At 39.6% G+C, this 21222-nt stretch carries 29 protein-coding genes; 18 read left to right on the top strand and 11 right to left on the bottom strand.

Annotated elements, in window-relative coordinates; all coding sequences use genetic code 11:
* The first annotated feature begins 189 nt into the window (after positions 1-189).
* Genes NSB03_RS04105 through NSB03_RS04095 form a run of 3 tightly spaced genes read left to right on the top strand, consistent with a single transcriptional unit; the run spans position 190 to position 1680 of the window.
* Entirely contained in the window at positions 190-504 is a 315-nt protein-coding gene (locus NSB03_RS04105) for a Rha family transcriptional regulator (protein ID WP_004326767.1), read from the top strand.
* Positions 505-513: 9 nt separating this feature from the next.
* On the top strand, positions 514-1239 hold the full coding sequence (locus NSB03_RS04100; protein WP_004326766.1) for a KilA-N domain-containing protein: 726 nt from the start codon (positions 514-516) through the stop codon (positions 1237-1239).
* 9 nt (positions 1240-1248) lie between these two features.
* Positions 1249-1680 (top strand): hypothetical protein, encoded by a 432-nt coding sequence (locus tag NSB03_RS04095; protein ID WP_024987265.1) that lies wholly within the window; start codon positions 1249-1251, stop codon positions 1678-1680.
* A 113-nt stretch (positions 1681-1793) separates the two neighbouring features.
* Here the strand turns inward: NSB03_RS04095 and NSB03_RS04090 are convergent, their stop codons facing one another.
* Positions 1794-2375 carry a hypothetical protein gene (locus tag NSB03_RS04090; RefSeq protein ID WP_005794395.1) on the bottom strand — a complete coding sequence of 194 codons (582 nt, stop codon included), beginning with the start codon at positions 2373-2375 and terminating at the stop codon, positions 1794-1796.
* Positions 2376-2845: 470 nt separating this feature from the next.
* On the opposite strand from NSB03_RS04090, the gene NSB03_RS04085 reads away from it, so the two are divergent.
* The 15 genes from NSB03_RS04085 (at position 2846) to NSB03_RS04015 (ending at position 16129) form a co-directional block, all read left to right on the top strand.
* Positions 2846-3358 (top strand): hypothetical protein, encoded by a 513-nt coding sequence (locus tag NSB03_RS04085; RefSeq protein ID WP_024987266.1) that lies wholly within the window; start codon positions 2846-2848, stop codon positions 3356-3358.
* Positions 3359-3362: 4 nt separating this feature from the next.
* A complete protein-coding gene (locus NSB03_RS04080) occupies positions 3363-6233 on the top strand; it encodes a hypothetical protein (protein ID WP_005794390.1) in 2871 nt (956 codons plus the stop codon).
* On the top strand, positions 6230-7435 hold the full coding sequence (locus tag NSB03_RS04075) for a hypothetical protein (RefSeq protein ID WP_008775828.1): 1206 nt from the start codon (positions 6230-6232) through the stop codon (positions 7433-7435). The genes NSB03_RS04080 and NSB03_RS04075 overlap by 4 nt, the downstream gene beginning before the upstream one ends.
* Before the next feature lies 1 nt (position 7436).
* Entirely contained in the window at positions 7437-7670 is a 234-nt protein-coding gene (locus NSB03_RS04070; protein ID WP_005794383.1) for a hypothetical protein, read from the top strand.
* Positions 7654-8676 carry a hypothetical protein gene (locus tag NSB03_RS04065; protein WP_008775827.1) on the top strand — a complete coding sequence of 341 codons (1023 nt, stop codon included), beginning with the start codon at positions 7654-7656 and terminating at the stop codon, positions 8674-8676. The genes NSB03_RS04070 and NSB03_RS04065 overlap by 17 nt, the downstream gene beginning before the upstream one ends.
* Positions 8677-8696: 20 nt before the next feature.
* A complete protein-coding gene (locus tag NSB03_RS04060; RefSeq protein ID WP_257466233.1) occupies positions 8697-10016 on the top strand; it encodes a hypothetical protein in 1320 nt (439 codons plus the stop codon).
* Between the two features lie 516 nt (positions 10017-10532).
* Entirely contained in the window at positions 10533-11348 is an 816-nt protein-coding gene (locus NSB03_RS04055) for an RNA-dependent RNA polymerase family protein (RefSeq protein WP_005794376.1), read from the top strand.
* Positions 11349-11593: 245 nt separating this feature from the next.
* Positions 11594-12076, top strand: a complete 483-nt coding sequence (locus NSB03_RS04050; RefSeq protein ID WP_224205385.1) for a DUF8468 domain-containing protein — start codon at positions 11594-11596, stop codon at positions 12074-12076.
* A gap of 21 nt (positions 12077-12097) precedes the next feature.
* Positions 12098-12493 carry a hypothetical protein gene (locus NSB03_RS04045; protein ID WP_005794372.1) on the top strand — a complete coding sequence of 132 codons (396 nt, stop codon included), beginning with the start codon at positions 12098-12100 and terminating at the stop codon, positions 12491-12493.
* A gap of 6 nt (positions 12494-12499) precedes the next feature.
* Positions 12500-13675: a hypothetical protein gene (locus tag NSB03_RS04040; protein WP_004326739.1), complete on the top strand. Its 1176-nt coding sequence runs from the start codon at positions 12500-12502 to the stop codon at positions 13673-13675.
* Between the two features lie 2 nt (positions 13676-13677).
* Complete coding sequence (locus tag NSB03_RS04035; RefSeq protein ID WP_004326738.1) at positions 13678-13941, top strand: hypothetical protein; 264 nt, start codon at positions 13678-13680, stop codon at positions 13939-13941.
* A 27-nt stretch (positions 13942-13968) separates the two neighbouring features.
* A complete protein-coding gene (locus tag NSB03_RS04030; RefSeq protein WP_005794369.1) occupies positions 13969-14436 on the top strand; it encodes a hypothetical protein in 468 nt (155 codons plus the stop codon).
* On the top strand, positions 14414-14830 hold the full coding sequence (locus NSB03_RS04025) for a hypothetical protein (protein WP_007854361.1): 417 nt from the start codon (positions 14414-14416) through the stop codon (positions 14828-14830). Before NSB03_RS04030 ends, NSB03_RS04025 begins: the two co-directional genes overlap by 23 nt.
* Positions 14831-14861: 31 nt before the next feature.
* The gene (locus tag NSB03_RS04020) at positions 14862-15569 is read left to right on the top strand and encodes a hypothetical protein (protein WP_007854362.1); all 708 of its coding nucleotides are present in this window, start codon (positions 14862-14864) and stop codon (positions 15567-15569) included.
* Between the two features lie 2 nt (positions 15570-15571).
* Positions 15572-16129 carry a DUF6549 family protein gene (locus NSB03_RS04015; RefSeq protein ID WP_008673404.1) on the top strand — a complete coding sequence of 186 codons (558 nt, stop codon included), beginning with the start codon at positions 15572-15574 and terminating at the stop codon, positions 16127-16129.
* Between the two features lie 37 nt (positions 16130-16166).
* Here the strand turns inward: NSB03_RS04015 and NSB03_RS04010 are convergent, their stop codons facing one another.
* From NSB03_RS04010 to NSB03_RS03965, 10 genes are all read right to left on the bottom strand, one after another.
* A complete protein-coding gene (locus tag NSB03_RS04010) occupies positions 16167-16565 on the bottom strand; it encodes a DUF3127 domain-containing protein (protein WP_007854364.1) in 399 nt (132 codons plus the stop codon).
* A 185-nt stretch (positions 16566-16750) separates the two neighbouring features.
* Positions 16751-17416, bottom strand: a complete 666-nt coding sequence (locus NSB03_RS04005) for a hypothetical protein (protein WP_024987267.1) — start codon at positions 17414-17416, stop codon at positions 16751-16753.
* A gap of 90 nt (positions 17417-17506) precedes the next feature.
* Positions 17507-17800, bottom strand: a complete 294-nt coding sequence (locus NSB03_RS04000) for a nucleoside triphosphate pyrophosphohydrolase family protein (RefSeq protein WP_007854367.1) — start codon at positions 17798-17800, stop codon at positions 17507-17509.
* Positions 17784-18185: a hypothetical protein gene (locus NSB03_RS03995; RefSeq protein ID WP_007854369.1), complete on the bottom strand. Its 402-nt coding sequence runs from the start codon at positions 18183-18185 to the stop codon at positions 17784-17786. Before NSB03_RS03995 ends, NSB03_RS04000 begins: the two co-directional genes overlap by 17 nt.
* A gap of 1 nt (position 18186) precedes the next feature.
* The gene (locus NSB03_RS03990; protein ID WP_007854373.1) at positions 18187-18702 is read right to left on the bottom strand and encodes a hypothetical protein; all 516 of its coding nucleotides are present in this window, start codon (positions 18700-18702) and stop codon (positions 18187-18189) included.
* A complete protein-coding gene (locus tag NSB03_RS03985; RefSeq protein ID WP_004326730.1) occupies positions 18699-19106 on the bottom strand; it encodes a hypothetical protein in 408 nt (135 codons plus the stop codon). The genes NSB03_RS03990 and NSB03_RS03985 overlap by 4 nt, the downstream gene beginning before the upstream one ends.
* Positions 19103-20368: an RtcB family protein gene (locus NSB03_RS03980; RefSeq protein ID WP_008673397.1), complete on the bottom strand. Its 1266-nt coding sequence runs from the start codon at positions 20366-20368 to the stop codon at positions 19103-19105. The genes NSB03_RS03985 and NSB03_RS03980 overlap by 4 nt, the downstream gene beginning before the upstream one ends.
* A 2-nt stretch (positions 20369-20370) precedes the next feature.
* On the bottom strand, positions 20371-20580 hold the full coding sequence (locus tag NSB03_RS03975) for a hypothetical protein (protein WP_004326728.1): 210 nt from the start codon (positions 20578-20580) through the stop codon (positions 20371-20373).
* Positions 20555-20830, bottom strand: coding sequence for a hypothetical protein (locus NSB03_RS03970; RefSeq protein ID WP_007854390.1), 276 nt, complete (start codon positions 20828-20830; stop codon positions 20555-20557). The genes NSB03_RS03975 and NSB03_RS03970 overlap by 26 nt, the downstream gene beginning before the upstream one ends.
* Positions 20830-21198 (bottom strand): DNA N-6-adenine-methyltransferase, encoded by a 369-nt coding sequence (locus NSB03_RS03965; protein ID WP_257466245.1) that lies wholly within the window; start codon positions 21196-21198, stop codon positions 20830-20832. The genes NSB03_RS03970 and NSB03_RS03965 overlap by 1 nt, the downstream gene beginning before the upstream one ends.
* Positions 21199-21222: the final 24 nt, after the last annotated feature.

The raw sequence follows: 21222 nt of genomic DNA, 5'->3' as shown, positions 1-21222 counted from the left end.
TTCAGTAGGTACGAGTAATGGCGTATTGGGGTTCGATTCCCTGCCTACTACAAGATCGGACAAAATAATTCCCCAAAAGCGGAGATGTCCGAGCCGCTGATGGGGAAAACATTAACTTTATAGTGCAAAGATATGGAAAATTTTAATCAGTTAATACCTATTGATGAGGGAAAAGGTAAAAAAAGAACAATGACTTCCTTGCAGATTGCAGAAATTACGGGCAAAACTCATTCAAATGTAATGCGAGATATTCGCAATATCCTTGAACAACTGGAAGAAAAACATAAATTCAATTTTGAATTGATGTTCAAAATCACAAAGTTAGGGAATAACGCAGAAAGAAAAGACCCTTATTATCTTCTCACTAAAAAAGACTGCTTGCTTCTCGCAAGTGGTTATGATGCAAACTTACGAGCCAAAATTATTAATCGTTGGGAAGAACTTGAAGAAAACAAGCGTGAACTTTCCCGTAAAAGGGAGAAATCTTTGTTAAGTAAAATCTAAATTTATAATATGAAAACAAATCAAGAAATGGTGCGATACATTGATAGTTTTTCTGTGGTTCAGCGCACGAGTGATGGTTATTTTGACGGAACTGAATTGCTTCGGCAGTGGAATAATGTAGAAGGGAATCCGAGAAGGCAAATGAGTAAATTCTTAGAATCTGATAATACATCAGAGTTTTTGAAAGCTCTTGCAGAGGATGAAAGCCATAGAGCAAAAATGCTCATTGGTGAAAATCAACTACTTATAAAAGTTAAGGGTAGAAATACGAAAGAAGGCAAAACACCCGATAAAGTTTGGATGAATCCGCTTCTGTTTATCAAATTTGCTATGTGGATAAATCCGGCTTTTGAAGTCAAAGTATTACGGTTTGTGTACGATGAAATGATTCGCTATCGAAACGATGCCGGGGATGCTTACAAAGAACTTGGCTCTGCCGTTCAGAAGATAGTTCCTAAAGAGTTTATGCCGAAAGCAATGCAAAAGGTTGGGGAAGCATTGAATTGGGTTGTGTTTAACTCACATGAGAAAATGCTTCGCAACAAGCAGGGTGATGAAAGCAAACAACGCGAACTGTGGCAGCTTGAAAAGAAGGTGGCTGATTTAATCAACGAGGGATTCATTACCAACTTCGATAATTTAATATCATACCTTAGAAAACAATATTCAAAAAGGAACTATCCTGCCGTGTTCCAATTACAGCAAGAAAATACAAATTTTATCCACTATAAATAATAAATCAATATGGAATTAGTAGAATTTATGAGCAACAAAGAATGCGTTGTAGAAACATTCAAAGTAAATGGTCTTATTGCAAAAGACAATACGGTAACAGAGAAAGGTTTAATGGCTATACAGTTCTATTTAGATATGATAGAGCAAAAGAAGCCAGAATTAGAAAATTGTCAAACGGCTTATATGTCATGTAGTGAGGTGGAGGAATGGGAAAAGAAAAACGCTGCGGCTTCGGTAAGTTTTGACAGCGGAGGGGTAGTCGAGTTTCTCCCGATAGAAATGTTCTCAAAAGATGCTAAAATAGAAAAGGGAGGTGGCATAAAAGGTATGCTTATTTCAATGTGCGATTGCGCATGTGAAGATGAAATATCCGAAATAGTATTTTCAAATGATGAAATTCGTAAATTGAGAGATGCGCTTAACAAATATCTCGAAAGCTGAATACTTTTGGCTAAGAGTGGCAAAATGCACAAAATAAAATTGGGCTGACTTTGGAGCCAGCCTAATTATAATTTATACGCGAAAACATTAGCCAGATTATGTTAGCTCAATATTTAATGGTAGTCAGCGTTAAAAGACGTACTAATATCTTTATATTTAGAATATAATTTGATTTTATAAATATTATATGTTCCACGACCATTAAGTATAGACTTATCTACGCTTTTATTTGCGGATTTAAATATAAAATAATAATTACCATAAGGGATTGTAGTTTTATATTTTCCCGTATTGTCAATCGTACAACTATATTTTACTTTATTTGATTTGAGAATATCAACCAAACATATAGCTAATTCACCTTCTCTCCTAATTTGTTCTTCAGCGGAAATGTAAAAGTCATATTCTTTTAATTTGGCTATTGCTTGTTCTTGCCCAACAAGTTCTTTCCATTTGATGTATTGTAACAAAGATTCATACCCCATTTGTATAGAGTCATTTTTTAATTCAATATCTTGTTTGAAATATTTACATGGTATAATATATAATTTTGCACCAATATCGGCTTTCGTACCTGAACCATTGTCGTAAGTTACAAGCCCATTTACAGATGAATAACTAATCTGTTTGTTCTGCGAATAGGAAGTAAAACACATAATAGTATAAAGCAAAAAGAATAATATATTTTTTTTCATTTCTTATGTAATTTATTTAATAAATATTTTATGTCATTCTTGAATCTTTTTATATTAAAACGATTTTCGGGAAAATCGACATAGAAGAAAAATAGCAATGTTGAAAATGGTAGTATGACTACATAAAATATAATCCAATGCCACCCAGTAACACTAAAGCAGATCAGAAGAATCACTACTATCCAAACTAAAACTCCTAACATATAATAACCTCTTTTATAATTAAATACAAAAGTATTAATAAATAAAATTATGACAAATGATATTTTTTATGTTTTTCAACATACACGTGGAAGCAAGTTAGGGTTGAGTATAATAATCTACTAAAAAATGCTTTTATGGTATTATTTTCTATGATTATATAGAAAATACAATTATATTTGCGTTGAAATAAGATTAAAATATAAGGCCATAGAGCTTGTTGTGGAGACTAAATATCTCTGCGGCAAGCTCTTTTTTAATATGTGGATATGAACGAACCGTATTCTATTTTGATGCAGAAAACTACCGAGAATGCTCCGGTCAAAGACAGCTTGGTGCATTTTGGAATTGTGTGCACTGAATTTCCGTTCAAGCCGGGTGGGGAAACGAAAGATTTACCCAAACGGGATTGGTCGGATGAAGACGGTGAAGATACTTACATACCCGACAAGCTACCATTAAAAGCATACGACTTGGAGGCCGAGATGTGCTATAAGGGGGATTTGGGTACTGCATACGATAAAATTATGGCCTTTCAAAACTATCTTACGGGAGAGAATGGTGACGGTGCCACTTTGAAAATATATAACTCGCACACGGGTATCGGGCGACAAGGACTTTACTTGCTGGAGGTTGGAGATTTTGAATTTAACAAGTCCAATATGGATGAAGTCTTGACCTTCCCGGTAAAATTTAGAGTAACTGATCCTCGAACTCAAATAATCCCCTCGTATAGTGTTGCGGAACCGACAAAGATAGTTGCATTGGTTGAAAAAGTATAGCTGTATGGCATGGAAGGTTTATGATAAAACTGGCAATACGGTACGTTGTACGCTGAAAAGTTTGGAGTATAATGGTACATGGATGGGTGCATGTTTTGTGACAAGCACTCTGAAAAGTGCCGTGCCCATTCTTTTTGAGATAGGTGACTATGTTATGTACCGTGGCGAGAAGTTTGAGATAAACTATGATCCTACGGCATTAAAAAAGGCGGCAAGAAAAACTTCGGGAGAAGCGTTTGTTTATGATAACATAAAGTTTAACTGGCCGGGAGATGAATTGACGCGATGTGATTTTCTTGATTATGTGAAAAGTGATAATCAGATACACTTCACTTCTTTGCCAAAGTTCAGTTTCTTCGCTTCGTCTATACAAGATTTGGCAGACCGTGTTCAAGTAAATCTTGACCGTATATATACCGGAGCACAAAAATGGACGGTTGTCGTACACCCTGAATATGTGAGCACTACCAATGTAAACATTGATGTGAACAATATAAAGGTATGGGGCGCATTGGAGTTGCTCAATTCAAAATTTGGTGCGAACTTTGTTATTCGTGGCCGAACAATAACAATCGGTACTGCCGGTATTGCTGTGGGCAATATTTTCAAGTATGGACGTGGAAACGGTTTGTACGAAATTCAACGTACAGCCGATGCGGATCAACAGATTATTACGCGATTGCGTGCATACGGTAGTACAAGAAATATGCCTAACCGGTATTATAATAAGCTCTCAAACAGTTCTCTTACCAATTATTTGCCGAATAACATGGCCGTGGAAAATCTGATGTTACCTGATTTTCCTAAGACAACGCTTGATCCATATATTGACAGCAAGAATATTGCTGTGCTTGGCATTCGGGAAGGGAGTGTTTATTTTGACGGTACCGGTGATTTGGAAGAAATATGTCCTTCAATGGAAGGTATGACCGCCGAACAGTTGAAAGATGCAGGTATTTATGTATCGTTGGATGCCGGGGATAATGGCAATCTTGACGAAGTGGCTGATGCCGAACAACTGACAGATGATGGTACAATGGATAGCCTGAAAGAAGGTGAAGATGTCCCACCTTTTACAATAACGCTAAAAGATGTTGGTTTCAATATAAACGATTACCTAACTTCTGAAACAGCCACCATTAGCATGAAAAACGGCATGTGTGGTGGCCGGGATTTTGAAATAACCAAATGTGAGAAGAAGGGCAATAAATATGTGCTGACTTGTAACCGTGTATATGATGAAAGTCTGAAATTATATTTCCCATACAAGGATTACAATATAAAGTCCGGTGACAAGTTTGTCCTGCTTTATATTGATATGCCGGACGTTTATATTCAGGCCGCTTCACAACGGTTGCTTGCTACCGCGAAAAAATATCTTGCAAAGAATGACTATGTGCGCTATTCGTATGAACCGAAGGTGGATGATATTTTCATGGCACGCCAACATGATGAGGCTGTTGCAAGGGGGGAAGCAAGCATACATGATACTTTGAAAGAAGGGGACTTGATGCTATTCACTGATAGCGATCTTGGTATTGAAGGCAGCATCATTATTGATACCCTTATTATCAAAGAGGGAGAAAATATGATACCGAAGTACACTATGACACTTCGGGAGGAAAAGGCTGTTGGATCGCTTGAAAAAATCCAAAATCAGATAGACTCTATTGCAGGTGGTGGGCAGGGAACCGGTGGCTTGAATACCCAACAGATACAGTCTATCATCCGTTCACTGGGCAATCAGCTTTTTCTTTCGCGCACCCACAATGATACGGCAGCTGGGCTTATCGGCTTCTTAGCCGGTGCTATCTTTGGTGCAAGCGGTTTTGCAGAGGGTTTGACCGGCTTTGGGGCGAAAATAGACAGCATGGGACGTGGGTATATGGAAAGCCTCACGTTACGCAGGTTTTTAGAGGTGCCGGAATTGCGTTTTAACCGTGCTGAAATTGTGCTTGGTGACAAATGGCGTTCTCCCGGTGCTGGAATTATAGAGAGTGTTGAGCCTGATTATGATGCTGATGGTAACTTGCTACGTTCCGGGACAATAAGTTTGAAATTACAAGACGGTGAAATAGGTGCTGTGGCTGTGGATGATATTTGCATGGGGTATTTCCATGACTATGAAACGCCGGGGAATAATGCGGTATCTGATATAGATGATAGCCGTGGCAACCGTATGTTTGCCGGTTTCTGTACAATCTATTTTCGTATTACAGAAATATTGGATGCCGGAACAAACAAAAGGTTTCGCTATGTGCTTCGTGGTGTTTCTGATCGTTGGCAATATTCTTTCCATCCGTGTGAGGCTTTGCATTTTGTCGCTTATGGCAACTTTACAAACAAGGAACGCCAGACTTCCGCTTATGAGACGAGGACATACCGCCGTTTCTTGGTAGGGGTAAATGACTGGGAGTTTACAAAGAGTATGGTTGCAATGCAGGATGGGGATTTGAGCAATCTCAACATCTTCGGGTTGGATATGACCGGTTATTCCGCTTATCTGAATAACATTTATATGACCGGCACAATCGAACAGTTACAGATAGATGCACCAGTACGCATTGAGATTGATACGCAAGGTGACAATTTTCTTGCTTATGGTGAATCAATGGAAATTACTTGCAAGGTCTTTAAAGGTTGGGAGGATATTACAGACACAGTTAGACAATGGGCTATCCGAAGGGATAGTGGAGATACCGCCGATGATGAAGCTTGGAATATCAAGCATAAAGATTTCAACGGTTCAATAACGATACATAACACAAAGGAAATTAGTGATTTAGGAAATAATTCAGTAACAGTGGTAAGTACCTTGTTTACCATAACGGCAACAAATGATACTGCATCAGTAGAAGCAATTGTGACGATATGATAGAGAGTGAAAAGAAAAGAATCAGAAAAGAGTTTCAACCGCTTACGATTGCAGTAAGCTTGAAGATAATGACACCGAACAGTCCGGCCAATCAGGTCTATAATCCGGTGGCAAATGAATATGATCCTGACCGTGGGGGTACTCCGCTGGTGATTTTACCGGAAGTCATAGCGAATGCCGCTGACGGTAGCTGGGATATGCCTTATGTTAATTCTTTGTTGGCAGAAATGAACTGGTTTGCTAATGGAGAGAATATTTCTGCAATCAGTTCATGGAATGGGAAGTACAGTATAGATACGGTTGGAGATACACGCGGTGCCATTACCATAAGCAGAAATGTGGCTCCGGGTGAAAGTTTTGAGTTGTATTTTGAAGGTCTGATAGCTGATACCCGGCTTGGGGTGAATATTCCCGTTAAGACTGACTCTATCATGTTGACAACGGTAGATAAGAGTGAAGATACCTACGGTTTGTCTATTGGGGATAGTCAGATAATCCAGTACAATCCATTTCTTGACAAGCTTTTGTTGTATGATTACAAGGTAGCCAACAATTTGATTTCCGCATCTACGGCCAATAGGAATGCAGCTTTGGATGAAAATTCATACGAGCGCACCATTCCACTTATGGTAACAAAGGGAGTGAATAAAATAACTACCGGATATACAATTGAACTTTATCAGGTGAACAGCATATCAAGTCAAACAATGCTGACTACCGCAAACCATGAAATAGTGGCTTTGTCCTTAACCAGCCTGACAATGGACTTGCGTTTGGTCGAGAAGGGGGATTACTTGCTGTTGGTGAAGGTTGGTGGAAAGGAGGTTGCAAGACAGCAATTCTCCGTCAATCGTGTTTATCCAAAATTTACGTGCATACCGGCAAGTCAGGCTTCCATCAATCCTGATGAAATCCTGCATAGGAATATAGCTATGGTACAGTGGAATGGCGAAATTGTGCCGATACCGGCACCGATTATCCGCATGGTATGGTTTACGGACAGTGCAAATAAGACCGGGGTACAATGGCAGGAAGGGGAAAAAACTGTGATAATGTTGGATGGAACCGGTATTGGTGAAACTTATCTTGACGATTGGTTGGACGTGTACATTAAGGCCGAGCAAAAAAAGGCTTTCTCTGTATTGACTGATGGGACAAATGAATATACGGACAGTAACGGGAACATATATATAAATAATTGATATGAGGTATGTTGTAGCAAATAAGGAAAAGGCTTTGGATGCCGGGGTTCTGTTGTTGGGGCACTTGGTAAAGGGAGAATCCATCATCTTGAATGAAAAGGAGGTAATGTGCCTGCCTTCTCTTGATGGAGAACTGGAAGATAGAATACTGTTGTTGGACGGTATTGTTTATACTAATACAAGCATGAATCAAATTATATCAGAAGGAGGTTGGGAATATGGCAGAAAATTATAGTGCCCAAAATAGCATCACGATTAAACGTCTTCGTTCCAATGACAGCCTGATGCTGACTTTTGAAAATAATGGCATTCCATTGTTTCAGGCCGTAGATGAAGAAAGTGGGGCTGTCTCTCCTGATTGGAGTATAGCTGCGAATCAGCCGGTACGGACACCCAAAGTAACTTCGGCACGTGGGTTGGCGGTCAGTTTGTCAGGCCATAGTTGGGCTTATAATGGAGTGGCTTTAAATTTTAACGGTGCGGAAAGTGGAGGTTGGAAAAAAGACAGTACGGGCAAATTCTCTTTGAATGCCAGTACCGGTGCCATTAAAATTGTCGGAAACTTGGCAAGCAAAACGAATATTGCAGGAGATACATTGACTTATTCATGTGTCGCTTCTACGGCAGGTGTTGAGTATAATTTGACTGGGGAACTGCCTATTGCCATTCAGAACATGGGAGCCAGTTCTTATTATCTTGCTATTCTTGCAAGTACCGAGCAGCTAACAAGTAAAGTAACAAGTTGTACTCTGACTACAAAACTGTATGCCGGTGCTAATGCTATTACCGATTACTATATAAAATGGTATAAGGACACGGCGGTTTGGACTGATAAGAACGGACAAAAGAGCATAACTGTTACCCGTGGTGATGTGGATGGTACTCAATTGTTCATAGCGGAAGTTTATCAGTCTTCAAGTGCTTCACAGCCGATAGCACGTGCTGGGGTACGCATTGTTGACACAGCAGATGAATTTCAGATTGTGTGTTATATAACTTCTTCTAACAAAGAGGTTGATACCGGACAGCCCGTTACTGTAAGTGCCAAGATTGTAAATATGACTACTGGATCAACTTATACTCCTACTTCCGCATCGTGGACTATGGATGTGATGGATAAGGAAAACTGGAAGAGTTTGAAACATTCTACAACAAATTCTATATCTGTAACAACAACGGAAACTGACAGAAACGGGACTCAATATGATGTTGATGTTTTGGCAGAATGTCATTTTAATTAACATAAAAACAAAATAATATTATGGCAACTAAAGGATTAGGAAATGAAACATTGGTGACCTCCATTCTGCGTTCCAATACAGTATTGGTGGAAGTTGGTGGTAGTGTCAGACGCATTACCGTGGAAAACTTCATGAATGCTATTAATAATGGTGACGAACAAATGTTGAGGCAGGTGGCTTGGGGGATTCCAATCAAACAATCAACCCAAAGTAGCACGAACTATGGTGTGATAGGTAATACAGCCGCATGGACAGAATACAAGTTGTATTGTGGCCGTTATCTCGTAACGAATGATGGAAGGGCTGCTAAAATGTCCCCTACCAATAGTGCGGTGTTTGCTGATGGTACTGCGGTGGATGAAACCAAAGGGCATGTGATGTGGATAGGGCCACGTTTGTATTATCGTGTACAGACTGACAGTGTAAGTGGTGTACCAGTCTTATGGCTCTCGATGCTACCTATTGGCGGTGAGTTTATTGGTGGGGCAAATGGTGGAATGTATAACTGTATCGGTGCATACAAAGGCTCCATGTCAGGTAGCGCACTTGTTTCACGTTCAGGAGTTGCACCGGCAGGCAGCAAGACAATCAACGCATTTTGGAATGCTGCACAAGTGAACGGTAAGGAATGGGGACTGACCGATTACGATCAGAGAAAGCTTATTATGATGTTGGGGCTGTCCCAGTACGGAGATACCAATATTCAAGCCAAACTTGGTTATGGTGTGGGTGGTAGCTCCAGTAAAGACTTGTGGGCTGCTGCGGCAGCATTGCAAACTGGCGCAACAAAGAGTCTCGGTGACAATTGGGGCAAAATAGCTATTTCTGTGGTGAATGGAAGTAATACTGGAGTGGATTGTTCACGGGTGAACATGATGGGTATAGAAGATCCTTATGGGTGGCAGTGGGAATTTCTGCAAGGAGTATTTTGCGGTAGTTCCAACAATAGTGCTCAAAGTGGAACGGAAATTTTCATTTACAAAGGAAACCGTTTACCGACTACTGCTGAATTAGCTGCGCATCCAAATGGTGAATACAGACAAGCTACCCGTCAGACAGCTTCCGGTCAAGTGCAGGAAATAATTCTTGGGGAGCATTTTGATATTTTCCCGAAAAAGATTGGTGGAAACAGCACTTCTTATTGGGCTGATTATTCATGGGCAAACACTACTGGGCAGCTGGTTCTTTGGGGCGGTTCTGCGTATAGCGGTGCGGCTTGCGGCCTCGCTTATGCGGACTCGGATAACGATTGGTCGAACTCGAATGCGACTATCGGCTCTCGCCTTGCGTATTTTGGGAATTTAACATTTGTTAGCGGTGCATCTTTGATGGCTGCATAATAGATTTTGAAATATTAGTTCTTTGAATTTCAATTAATTAAAACCCGTCCACCTTCTCGTTTTACGGCAACGGATAACGGGACGAAAGCCGAAAGGCGTGGACGGTTGGCAGAGGGGAACAAGAGCTGGTTCTTTGGGGCGGTAATGCGAATAACGGTGCGAATTGCGGCCTCGCTTATGCGAACTCGAATAACGATTGGTCGAACTCGAATGCGAATATCGGCTCTCGCCATACTTATTTATCGTAGAGTAATCTGCGAGTTCTCCGAGCCATGACCTTGCAGGATTTATATCGTTGCAACGTAGTAATCAATTGGTTACGATGTCAGAAAATCAAGAATGCGGAAAGGTTGCCCAATTTGCGAAAGGCAACAAGCGGTGTTAGTAGGTTGGTTCTCGAAAGCTCCGGGCGAATTATTCAAGCAAGTAAAAACAGCTTGCAGTTATCGGAATAATTAAAATAGTCTGAACAAGACAAAATTGGAAGTATGGTGTAAATTTTAAAACAAAGCAGCAGTGAATATTGGAAGAAGTGATATTGATTGGAAGAGTCTATCGCATAATGAAATTGATAGAATTATAGCGGAAAGGATAGAGGCTGACAATAAACGGATAGAAGCAAACGGTGGAAAGAAATCTAAAAGAGCCGGGTATATTCTTGAACGTATAGCAGAGATAAATAATTTACGTGAAGCGGACAAAGAAGCACAAGATGGGAAGGTTAAGAAAAACCGCTTTATCAGGCGGCATAATCTACACCCGGAAGAAGACCTCCGAGCTTTGCAGTTGATGATCCTGACATTGGATTTTCCGGCACCGGATTATAGCGTAATGAGAGTAAAAAGTGATGCAGGAAAGGTTCGAGATATTGTCAAACAGAAATATTTCCCGTGGCGTATATTGCACCATGCAATTATGAGGGTGATTGAAGAAGATGTTTATAGAAATTTGATTTATGATACAAGTGCGTGTATCAAGGGAAAGGGATTACATTTTGGAGTAAGGAGAATGAAACGTTTTCTTCACCGGTACCCGGAATACAAATGGTTCGTAAAGACTGATTTCAAAAAGTTCTATCAAAGTATTCTTCATGAGCTTATTGTTGCTGCATTGAGAAGGAAATTCAAAGATGAACGATTTATTAAATTGATCGAGATAGCTGTTTTATCGTATGACAGCGGAACAGAGTTAGTTGACGTATTGGAGAATGAAGTTGAACGGAAGAAGAGGTGTTCCGATTGGAGCATTTACAAGCCAACCTATCGGGAATTTTGCGGCAAGCCGGATAGATCATACAATGAAGGAGAAATATCGTGTCAAATGCCTGCATAGATATTGCGATGATAATGTTATGCTGGCTCGTTCTAAGGCCGAAGCGTTGTTTCTTATTCGTGCGTATGAACGGGAAAGTGCAAAAGTTGGGTTGGTAGTTAAAGCAAACAGTTGTATTGCTCCGATAGGAACAGAAACAAAAAATGGGAACAAAAAGCATAGAAAGCGAAAACGTAGTAAGAGGAAGAAGGATTAACTTTTTGGGCTATTGCTTCACGAAAGATAATGTTCGGATGCGTAAAAATATGAAAAAGAACTTTGCCCGAAAGGTGAAACGAATAAAAAGCCGGAAACGTAACCGCGAGATACGAGCTTCATACTGGGGCTGGTGTAAGTGGGGAGATTGTAAGAATTTATGGAGAACAATAACAAATAATGATATGAGTTTTGCAGATAAAGGTATCAAACAGAGTGGTAGAACAAAGGACGGAAAGAAGTTCTTCGATGTAAAAGAGACAAGATTGATGGATATTCTCAATGTCCCTATAACAGTGGTGGACTTTGAAACGAATGTGAAGACAAAGCAAGGTGAAGGTAGATATTGTGTTCTTTTTGAACAGAACGGACAACGTAGCAAATTCATAACGAACTGTTACAATCTGAAAGATGTGTTGGATCAGGCTCGCGAAGCGGAGAATAACGGTCAGAAGATTTTTCCAGTGGAAAATGTGATTGTCAAGCGGCGTTCGTTAGGTGACGGGAAGAGTGCTTATTATTTTGAAGAATAATTATAAAAATGGAGGTAATTTATGAAAAGTTATGGAACTCTTGTAGGAGAACTGCCGACTGGTATTGAATTTGTAGTTGAAGGTGCGTTGCTACGCATTTACTTCGACTTTGAGAGAAGAGAAGCTGTTCAAAAGGCCGGTTCGGAAGATGTGGTGGTTGAAGACCAGTATGTCTGTGAAAACGTGGATGTTGAAGGGGAACATGATTATGACAGTATTGTAAGTGCCATTATCATGGAACGTTATGATGCGAATAAACGTGATGCCATTTTCGCCAACTTGGAAATGGCACGTGATATGGCTTCGGAACTTGACGAAGGTAAGCGTGCCGAATATCTGAAAGAATACACTGATTATCAGAGTTATCGTATCAAGGCTAAGGAGATCGCAAAAGAAGTATTAGCAAAATTGAAGTAATCCGGTATGGAGGCGCAAGGGCATATATTAATACGAAGAAAGGCCAAAAATGGAATTGACGGTACTAATGGGGAACCGGGGAAAAACGGGCTGCAAGGCTGTATTCTCCGGCAATCCGAATGGGCTAAAGGCATAGAGTATCGCAATGACGAGGCTTTGACTTCCGGTACCCGGTACTTGGATATTGCAATTGTGACTACCGGTGCTAATACGTTTAATGCGTATAAATGTCTGAAAACTCATACGTCCAGTGATTCCATTCCGGTGACAAATACAACTTATTGGCAGAAGTTTAATTCTTTGGTGCCAGTGTACACTCCGCTTATCATGGCTCAAAATGCTATTCTACGGTTCATGCAGGGTAATCAGCTTTTGATAATGAAGGGCGATAATAAAACGGTTGCAGCAGGTCTTGTTGGTGGTGACTATCCGTTATGGGTTGGAGCTACAACACCGACTGATGCGCCATATAAGGTGAGTATAGCAGGGAAACTCTATGCGGCTGGTGCGGTTATTTCAGGTGACAGCACTTTTGAAGGTACATTGAAAGGTGTATCAGGCTCTTTTACAAGGTTGAATTGCGTGAATGCTGCTGGTGATGCGGTTGGAGGAATCAGCTTTGGAAGTGATGGAAGAATGTGGTTTGATGGTGATATGTATCATCAAGGTACTAAGGATAACCGGTCATTACGTTTCTACACTTCTGACTTATGGTGTAGAGGCGTGTTTGGCGCAAGGGAAAGAAGCATTATGGTAGTTTACGGCTCCTATGCCTATGTGTACACAAAAGGTGCTGATAAAACCGGTACTTATATACCTTTGACTTCCGGGACTTCCTCTGCTAACGAAACTTATTATACAGTTCCTTGCTATTCGCCAAGATACGATTATAACGGTGAAACTTCGGGTTTTCCAGTTGATACGGTTATATTTAGAATAACATCGAATGTAACCTACCGTTATCTTTTGAGTCTTGCCGTCACCCAAAGGATATTCGTGGTTAATGCAAATGACAATTATAATAATGTTCAGATATATGCGAATGGAACAAAGCAAACATTGAATGGCGGTTCCATGCACCATTGTATGCAGTTGGTGGATTTTATGTATCCGTCACCGAACTCTGACTGGTTGGGAAGAGGACTGATGTTCGGTGCTTCAAATGATAATGATTGGAAGTGATTATGAAAAGGATAAATTTTGAAAGAATTGAGATATTTGTTGATATTGATAAGACGAGATGTTCCGTTGAGAACTACAAGAAGGATTTTGCCAATATCATTTATCAACTTGGCAGGGGAATAGAGGCTCATGCCCTCGCATTTAAAATATTCAACTCCAATGGAGAAATTGAGTATAACGATGAAGAGTGTAATATGATTAAGGAATACGCAAGTTTATGTTCCCCAGCCTTTATTGATGCTATCAACAAATTACTATTGGAATAAAAATAATAAACGCAAACACAAAAGGATATGAACGACATTATTGAAACATTCATTCACGACCATTTGTTTTTACATTTGGTTTTGATAGCGGTAAGTATGACAGCTATCATAATCGCAATGGGGATAGATTTTATTTCGGGGATTCAGAAGGCCAAACAGCGTGGGGAACTTCGTACCTCGAAGAAGTACAAAATGACAGCGACAAAAGCGAAGAAATATTTTAATCCGTTTCTGACACTGGTTATGATTGACCTTATATGTTGCATCGTCATTCCATTTCCAGTATTCGCTATGTTATGGGCGGTTTATTGCGTTTTCTGTGAGTTCAAATCGGTACGTGAGAAATCATGGGAAAAGGCCGAGCTTCGGAAAGCGGAAAAGACCATGAGTATAATCATTGAGAATAAGGACGATATAGCACGACTGGCCGCACAAATATTGTTTGAAACACAAAAAGAAAAGGAGGATAAAAATGACACGGGGACTACGGAATAATAATCCATTAAATATACGAAGAAATAATACGAAATGGCAGGGATTGTCTGTAACACAGACAGATAAAAGCTTCTTTCAGTTTAAAACTATGGCATACGGTTATCGTGCTGCTTTTAAAACCCTTCAAACTTATATTCTTAATAAGTATGATACTGACAAAGATGGTACGGCCAATGAACTTGAAGATGTTATTATGCGATGGGCACCGCCATGTGAAAACAATACTGACGTGTATATTGCCACAGTCGAAAAACGTTCGGGCATATCTCGTCATACAGTTCTGAACAGAAACAACCGGGAACAACTTATTGCGGTGGTAGCTGCAATGAGTTATGTTGAGAATGGCGTTCCTGCAAATATGGATGAGGTAAGGAAAGGCTGGGAGTTGATATAGGAAACAAACATATAAACGACATATAGAAGATATGGCAAAATTGAATTTTACTCTTAAAGAAGAGGGTTGGTACGAAAGCCAACCGGTACAGTTATCTACTGGGAAATTTGCAATCAGCATCAATTTTGGAGATGCAGCAAACAATAGAGTTGTTGTGTATAAAAGTTCTAATGGAAAGGATTATGTACCTTACAAAACAGCACTTAGTGTCGGAGAGTTCTGTGATATAAATGTTGACGGGTTGATAGCCGGACAGTATGTTATGGTAGGATGTAATGAACTTCCTATTTCATCTTCATTTTTGGAGAGTTCTGATAGTGGCAGCTATGCGAATAAATCGGATATTTTGGCAGAAAGCGGACGTGCTCAATTGGCAGAATCCCAACTGGAACAGTCCATAAATGCAGTGAAAACAGCATTGGATGAACTGGTTGGCACTGTTGATGCGACTACGGCCATTGATACCTTCAATGAAATTGAAACCTTCCTTGCAGGAGTAACCAATGAAAAAACTCTGACCGGAATGTTGGCTGTTACGGATGGAAAGGCTGTGACCGCACAAACAACGGCTGATGCAGCAAAAAGTACAGCTCAAAGTGCTCTTAGCAAAGCCACTGCCAATGAGACAAAGCTTAACACAATACCTGAAATGCCGGCGAATGACGGTAAGATATATGGGTTCTGTAATGGTGCATGGGTGGTTATTGCAGAAGTTGGTAAAAATGTATATACAGATTGATTATGAGGTGGAAGATAGGTATAGGAGTAATTTGGGTGTTACTCCTTGCGGCAACCTTTTCGATGTACCGGTTGTGGCAGGAGGAGAAAATGGAAAGTGCCCGACTTTCAGATAATATGAAAAGTCTCTGTACTGGACTTGAAGAATATAAGATTAGGGATAGTCTAAATGTGGTTGAAAACCATGTTTTGCGGCTTAACATTGAAGAATTGAAAGAGCTGCGGAGTGCGGATGCAAAACTGATAAAAGATTTGAATCTGCGTCCTAAAGAAGTCGAATATATCACAACCACAAAAGTTGTCACTAAAGACAGTATTGTATTTGTTCTGAAAGACAGCAGTTTCAATTATTCAGATAAATGGGTGGATTTTTATGCAAATATTCCTGATAGCACATTTACCTATGAAGTGAGAGACAGTCTTTCAAGCGCGATAAGCCGGATATATAAACACAAGTTCCTATGGTGGAGATGGGGTACAAAGGGATATAAACAAACAATAGTCAATTATAACCCACGAAGCAGAATAGTTTATAATGAAATCGTAAAAGTGGAACATTAATAAAAAGAAGGGGGCATTTCGGCTCCCTTCTCCTTTTTTAGAAAGGCAAATCGTCTTTTTGTTCCCCGAAATCCACTGGTGGTTGAGGCATGTTTTGTGAGGGTGCCGTGGTGGATGATGCTCCCTGATAATAAGTTTGGGGCTGTTGTGGCGCGGCAGACTGTCCCGGATTACGGAGTGTTGCTTTCCAGCAAGTAATGGAGTTAAACCATCTTCCCTGCCATTCATTCGCATTAATATCTATTTCAATATCAACATCTTGCCCAACGGCCAATCCAAAATTCTGAATATTACTATTCATTACTGAAAAGGCAACTTTCTTAGGGTATTGGCCGGGAATTTCCAAAACAAAGTCTTGTCTCTGCCAGTTATTGCCATTCTTTGATACACCCGATTGTATCGGTTGTGCCACGATGATTCTTCCTTCTAATTTCATAATCAGTTTATAAATAGTTAAACACTATATGTCCGTTTTTTTAAGTTTACAAACATAATCTAAAATTCGTTCTTTGGTACCGAAACTTTCATCATTTCACCAAATGCCAAACCTTTTGATCTGACATTAATAGCAAGAATCTCCCAATAAACTTTCGGATATTCCTATACGATATTTTGCCATTTTTATCCGTCTTTATCAGCAGGATTTAACTTGTCTGACTCATTGATTGCGCTGCTGATAATATCACAATCAGTAAGTTTTCGTTGTATGATAGCCATACCCCTTTTGCAATTATCGCTTTGATTGAGGTTACAATACCCTCCCCTATATAAAATATCAGAAAGTTCATCCAATACTTTAAATGTGTCAGTGAGCCGGAGATATGTTATTCCGGTTACTTCTTTATTATATGGACGGACTTCTTCTATCCGTTTGTCAAGGGATAGGCAAGCAAGCTCTGCCATACATCTTGCAAGTTCTACTTTGGCAAGTAAGGCACTATTCTCAATCCGGCATTTGTCAAACTCCATTTTAATGGAGTATTCCATTTTAAGCAAATCAGGTTGTACTTCATCTGCAACATATTGGTTGGCATCAGCCATGAAAAAAGCTCGGTTTCCGGCTATTTTATTGATTTTCTTTTCATATTGAAGCATCAACTGTTCCAGTTTATTTCCTTGCTGCTTTACACGGAAACGACAAAGCCCTGATTTGCGTAATGCACTTAACATTTCTACAATTAAGGAGCAAACTATATCATTGGTGAACAATATGTTATATATTGCTGCCAATGTGATATTTTCAGCTTTCAACTTTTTGTCTTTTATATCACTTATTTTTCTTTCCATAAGTTCATGAAATCTTTATAGACACATGGTAGTGCAAAGATAAGCACAAACGCCTCAACAATCAATTTTATTAATTGTCCGGTTCCCATATCAATCCATTCTATTTTTATTATAATTCATTTTGGCTTCAATGAGTGAATCAATGTCACATTTGAAATGGTGTAGTGTGCTTAGGGCAACAATGATTACATCTGCCAGCTCTTCTTCTACATCTAAATACTCTTTAATATGTGGAGATTTCTCACCTGTACATTCAAAGACTTCGGCAACTTCTTCAAGCAGATCGCGGTGGAGATTGTTGTTACTATCATTGTCGGGATCAATCTTTCCACGTCTTACAGCACATTCATAAGCTTTTTGTGCGATTTCATTCAGCTTTTCCATCATCAATATGTTTTATCCAGTTATTATCTTTCTCCAAGAACCATTGCCAGCCATTTTGGGGTTTGATTTTTCGTTTTATATACCGGCGAACTGTGGCATAATTCAGATTTAACTTTTGGGCAGCTTGGGTTATTGACTCGAATCTATACCATTTGCCTTCGGGAGTGATTGCGATACACGCAAAGGCATGGGCGTTTCCATTAGACCAATATCTATGTCCTTTCAAAGCCTCGCTGTGTCTTTTTCTTATTTCAACAGCTCTCTCTTTGCCATAGTATTCTTCATAGGTTTTTCCTCGTAATCCGTGGTGATAGCCTTTATTGAAAACATTATGCCCGTTGACAACCCGTGTGACCGGTATTTCAGGGTCTAATCTTAATTCCATATTATTCCTTGTTTTTGTAATTGTCTCTTCTCATTTGGTGATAGCGATAGTACATGGATAAGTCGAGTTTACGAATGAAGTTATCATCCGCTTTCATGTCAGAAACTTTTTGGGCAGGTTTGGCTACTTCAAAGAAAATTCTCTTTACTGCATATCTTCCCTTTTCAAGAGAATAACATTGCACTGATCCTTCATAAGCATAAATAAGCCCGGAGAAATCAGGGACTTCATCGGGCTTTATCAAACCTTTCGGTACTATATAATAAAAATAATTGGTACGTTGGCCGGAAGTGACAACATCAAACTTGTTCTTGCCATATTTATCACTTTTCTTTTTGTCTTTATGGAAATCACATCTGCTTACTTTTACTTCATATTCATAAGTCAGGCGTGACCGGGTAACTTCCAATAAGTCAGCTTCCCATTTCCCGACAAAAATATTGGGAAAGATGCGGTTTCCTTTTTTATCACGAAAAACATGATCGCAAAAGCCTTGTATAATATCAAGTGTTTTCATCTGATCTTTGCATGTTCCTTATCCAGTTCATATTCAAAAAATCCTTTTGCCTTATCATAAAGTCCGTCCTTTATATCAGAGAAATACATAGCGGCATTAAAGGCTTTCAATGCTGCCACACGAGCTTTCTTCTTATAATAGTCTGCCCGTTTGACTGCATTCTCTTCTTTTCTACGTTCTTGCTGTTCCAAATACCGGTCAACCGCTTCTCGTCCCCAACGGAACATGTCTTCTTTGTCGGCAAAGGTGGCAGATTCTTCACGGATCAGCCTTTTCTCCGAGGAAATGACATAAGCTGATATTCCTTTGTATCTGCGAATGGAAACGGCTATGTCGAAACCTTTATAATTTTGCTGTTCGACATAGCCGCCAAGAGTATAAGGGAAGTCTGTCTTTTCTATCATACAGCTTTGATATTGATTAGGGGCACAATTGTATCAACAATTTCTACCGTAGGTTCTATAAGCTCTTTTATCTCCTGAACATTTTTGTATGCCATAGGACTTTCATCCAATGTCCCTTCACATACGGAAGTAGAATACACATTGCTCATTTGGGCTTTGAATACATCCATTGATAATCTTTCTTTAGCTTCGGAACGGGAGTATAAGCGTCCGGCACCGTGGGGTGCAGAATAATTCCAATCTTTGTTTCCCTTACCACGACAAAGAAGAATACCGTCTGCCATATTCATAGGAATCACAACATAATCATTGGCGTATGCAGCAATAGCCCCTTTACGGATTATCATATCATCAAAGCTGATATAGTTATGGACTGTCTCAACGGATATTGCAGTGTTCCAGCCCAAAGCTTTGATTATACGTTGTATAATCAACTTGCGGTTGAAAGCGGCATATCCTTGTGCAATCACCATGTCACATAAATAGTGAAGCATTGCTTCATTTGTGAGATACCCGGAATACCCGGCAAATTTTTCCTTCAAACGCTGTATTTCAGCTTGCATGGATTGTGGTTCAACAGTGGACTTCAAGCGTTGAATTTCATTAGAAAAAGCTTTTTTGTCAAATTTGGCTATTTCGGCATGGTATTTGCAAACCTTCACACCAAAGTTTCGCGATCCGGTGTGTATTGTAAGAAATATATTATTGGTTGACTCAGCACGCCCCAGTTCTATAAAGTGATTCCCACCTCCCAATGTACCTAAAGAGTTGTAGAATGTAGTTTCATTTATTCCCACCTTCTTACAAAGTTGTGATACATATTCCTCACTAATAACCGGTTTTGCCAGTTGGAATTTAGAGCAGAACTGTTCCATTCTGATAGATAAGAAGGTAAACAAATTCTCCCTTTCTTGTTGGGATAAGGATTGTTGGTTAATCTCAAATCCCATAGGTATGGTGGAACGGATTGCATGATTAATGTCCGGAAAAGAATCTTTTGTTATTGCGTTTTCAATTTCTACACATAACATTCCACAACCAATATCCACTCCGATATGATTGGGATTGACACGATCTGTAACCGGCATAGTGAATCCAATCACTATATCTACTCCTTGATGGGTATCAGGCATAACACGAACTGGAACACCAGTCGTAACCGGATTATTCAAAATGTTTTGTATCGTTCCGATAGCTTCATTTTCTATTGTATTGGCAAATATTTTACAATCTTTGCCGAATTTCCCTTGTAATTCAATCATAATCAAATCTTTTCGTTAAGTTTTTCAAGAAGTTCATTCGCACAATTTTTTGCGTATTCTTCATCTTCATCATGGAAGGACTTAACTGTTATCCAAATCCACGCAAATTTGACTTGCACTTTGTAATCAGGAATGAGGTATTTCTCTTTATTTCCGCTGTGATTATCTTCTACGAATGTAGTAGTTTTATTGATTCTGTACCGTTTCATCATTATTTATTTCTTTAGAGTGGCAATTTCTATCAAGTATCTCAATGCACTTTTTAACTCCAGTATCAAATCCTTCTTTATAGCCTTTAGTATGCTCGCCTAAAACATATATAGTCATTGACAGCCAAAATAGAAGTATGCCAACGGTTTTATACCAGCATGGTAAAGATACAGAAAAGGGCTTTAAGGTGATGGAGAAATCACCGATCCATAAAAGACCGGCAATGAGCATGAGTAAATATAAGATTTTCATCATTTATCATTGTTAAGTTCAACATATTTGCCTTGTAAAGAGCAATTCCTTAAAATTTCGGCATTTTCCCGGCCAAATGCAATAAGAACACTTCCACAACCGGGGCTGTCCCCACGTGTTCCATCAGGGCGAAAGAAACGAATCCGGTTACGTAGAAACTTCATTGCCGTGGCTTTCTTAAAGATGACATCTTGAAACATCTTTGAGTCACAACGATTGAAGAGCAATGCAATTCCGTTGCCATGCTCTGCCAAACGCTTAACAAACTGTTCAATAAGCGGACGGGAATAAGGGGGATTAAGCCAAATTCGCCCCCCCCCAGACCGTCCGAGAACTCTGATTTTCGCTGTAGGATGGCATTCTTGCAGCGGATTTGAGGTCGTAGAGACTAT

Source organism: Bacteroides acidifaciens (genome assembly GCF_024623065.1).
Lineage (GTDB): Bacteria > Bacteroidota > Bacteroidia > Bacteroidales > Bacteroidaceae > Bacteroides > Bacteroides acidifaciens.
This window is presented reverse-complemented; position numbering and strand designations above follow the sequence as displayed.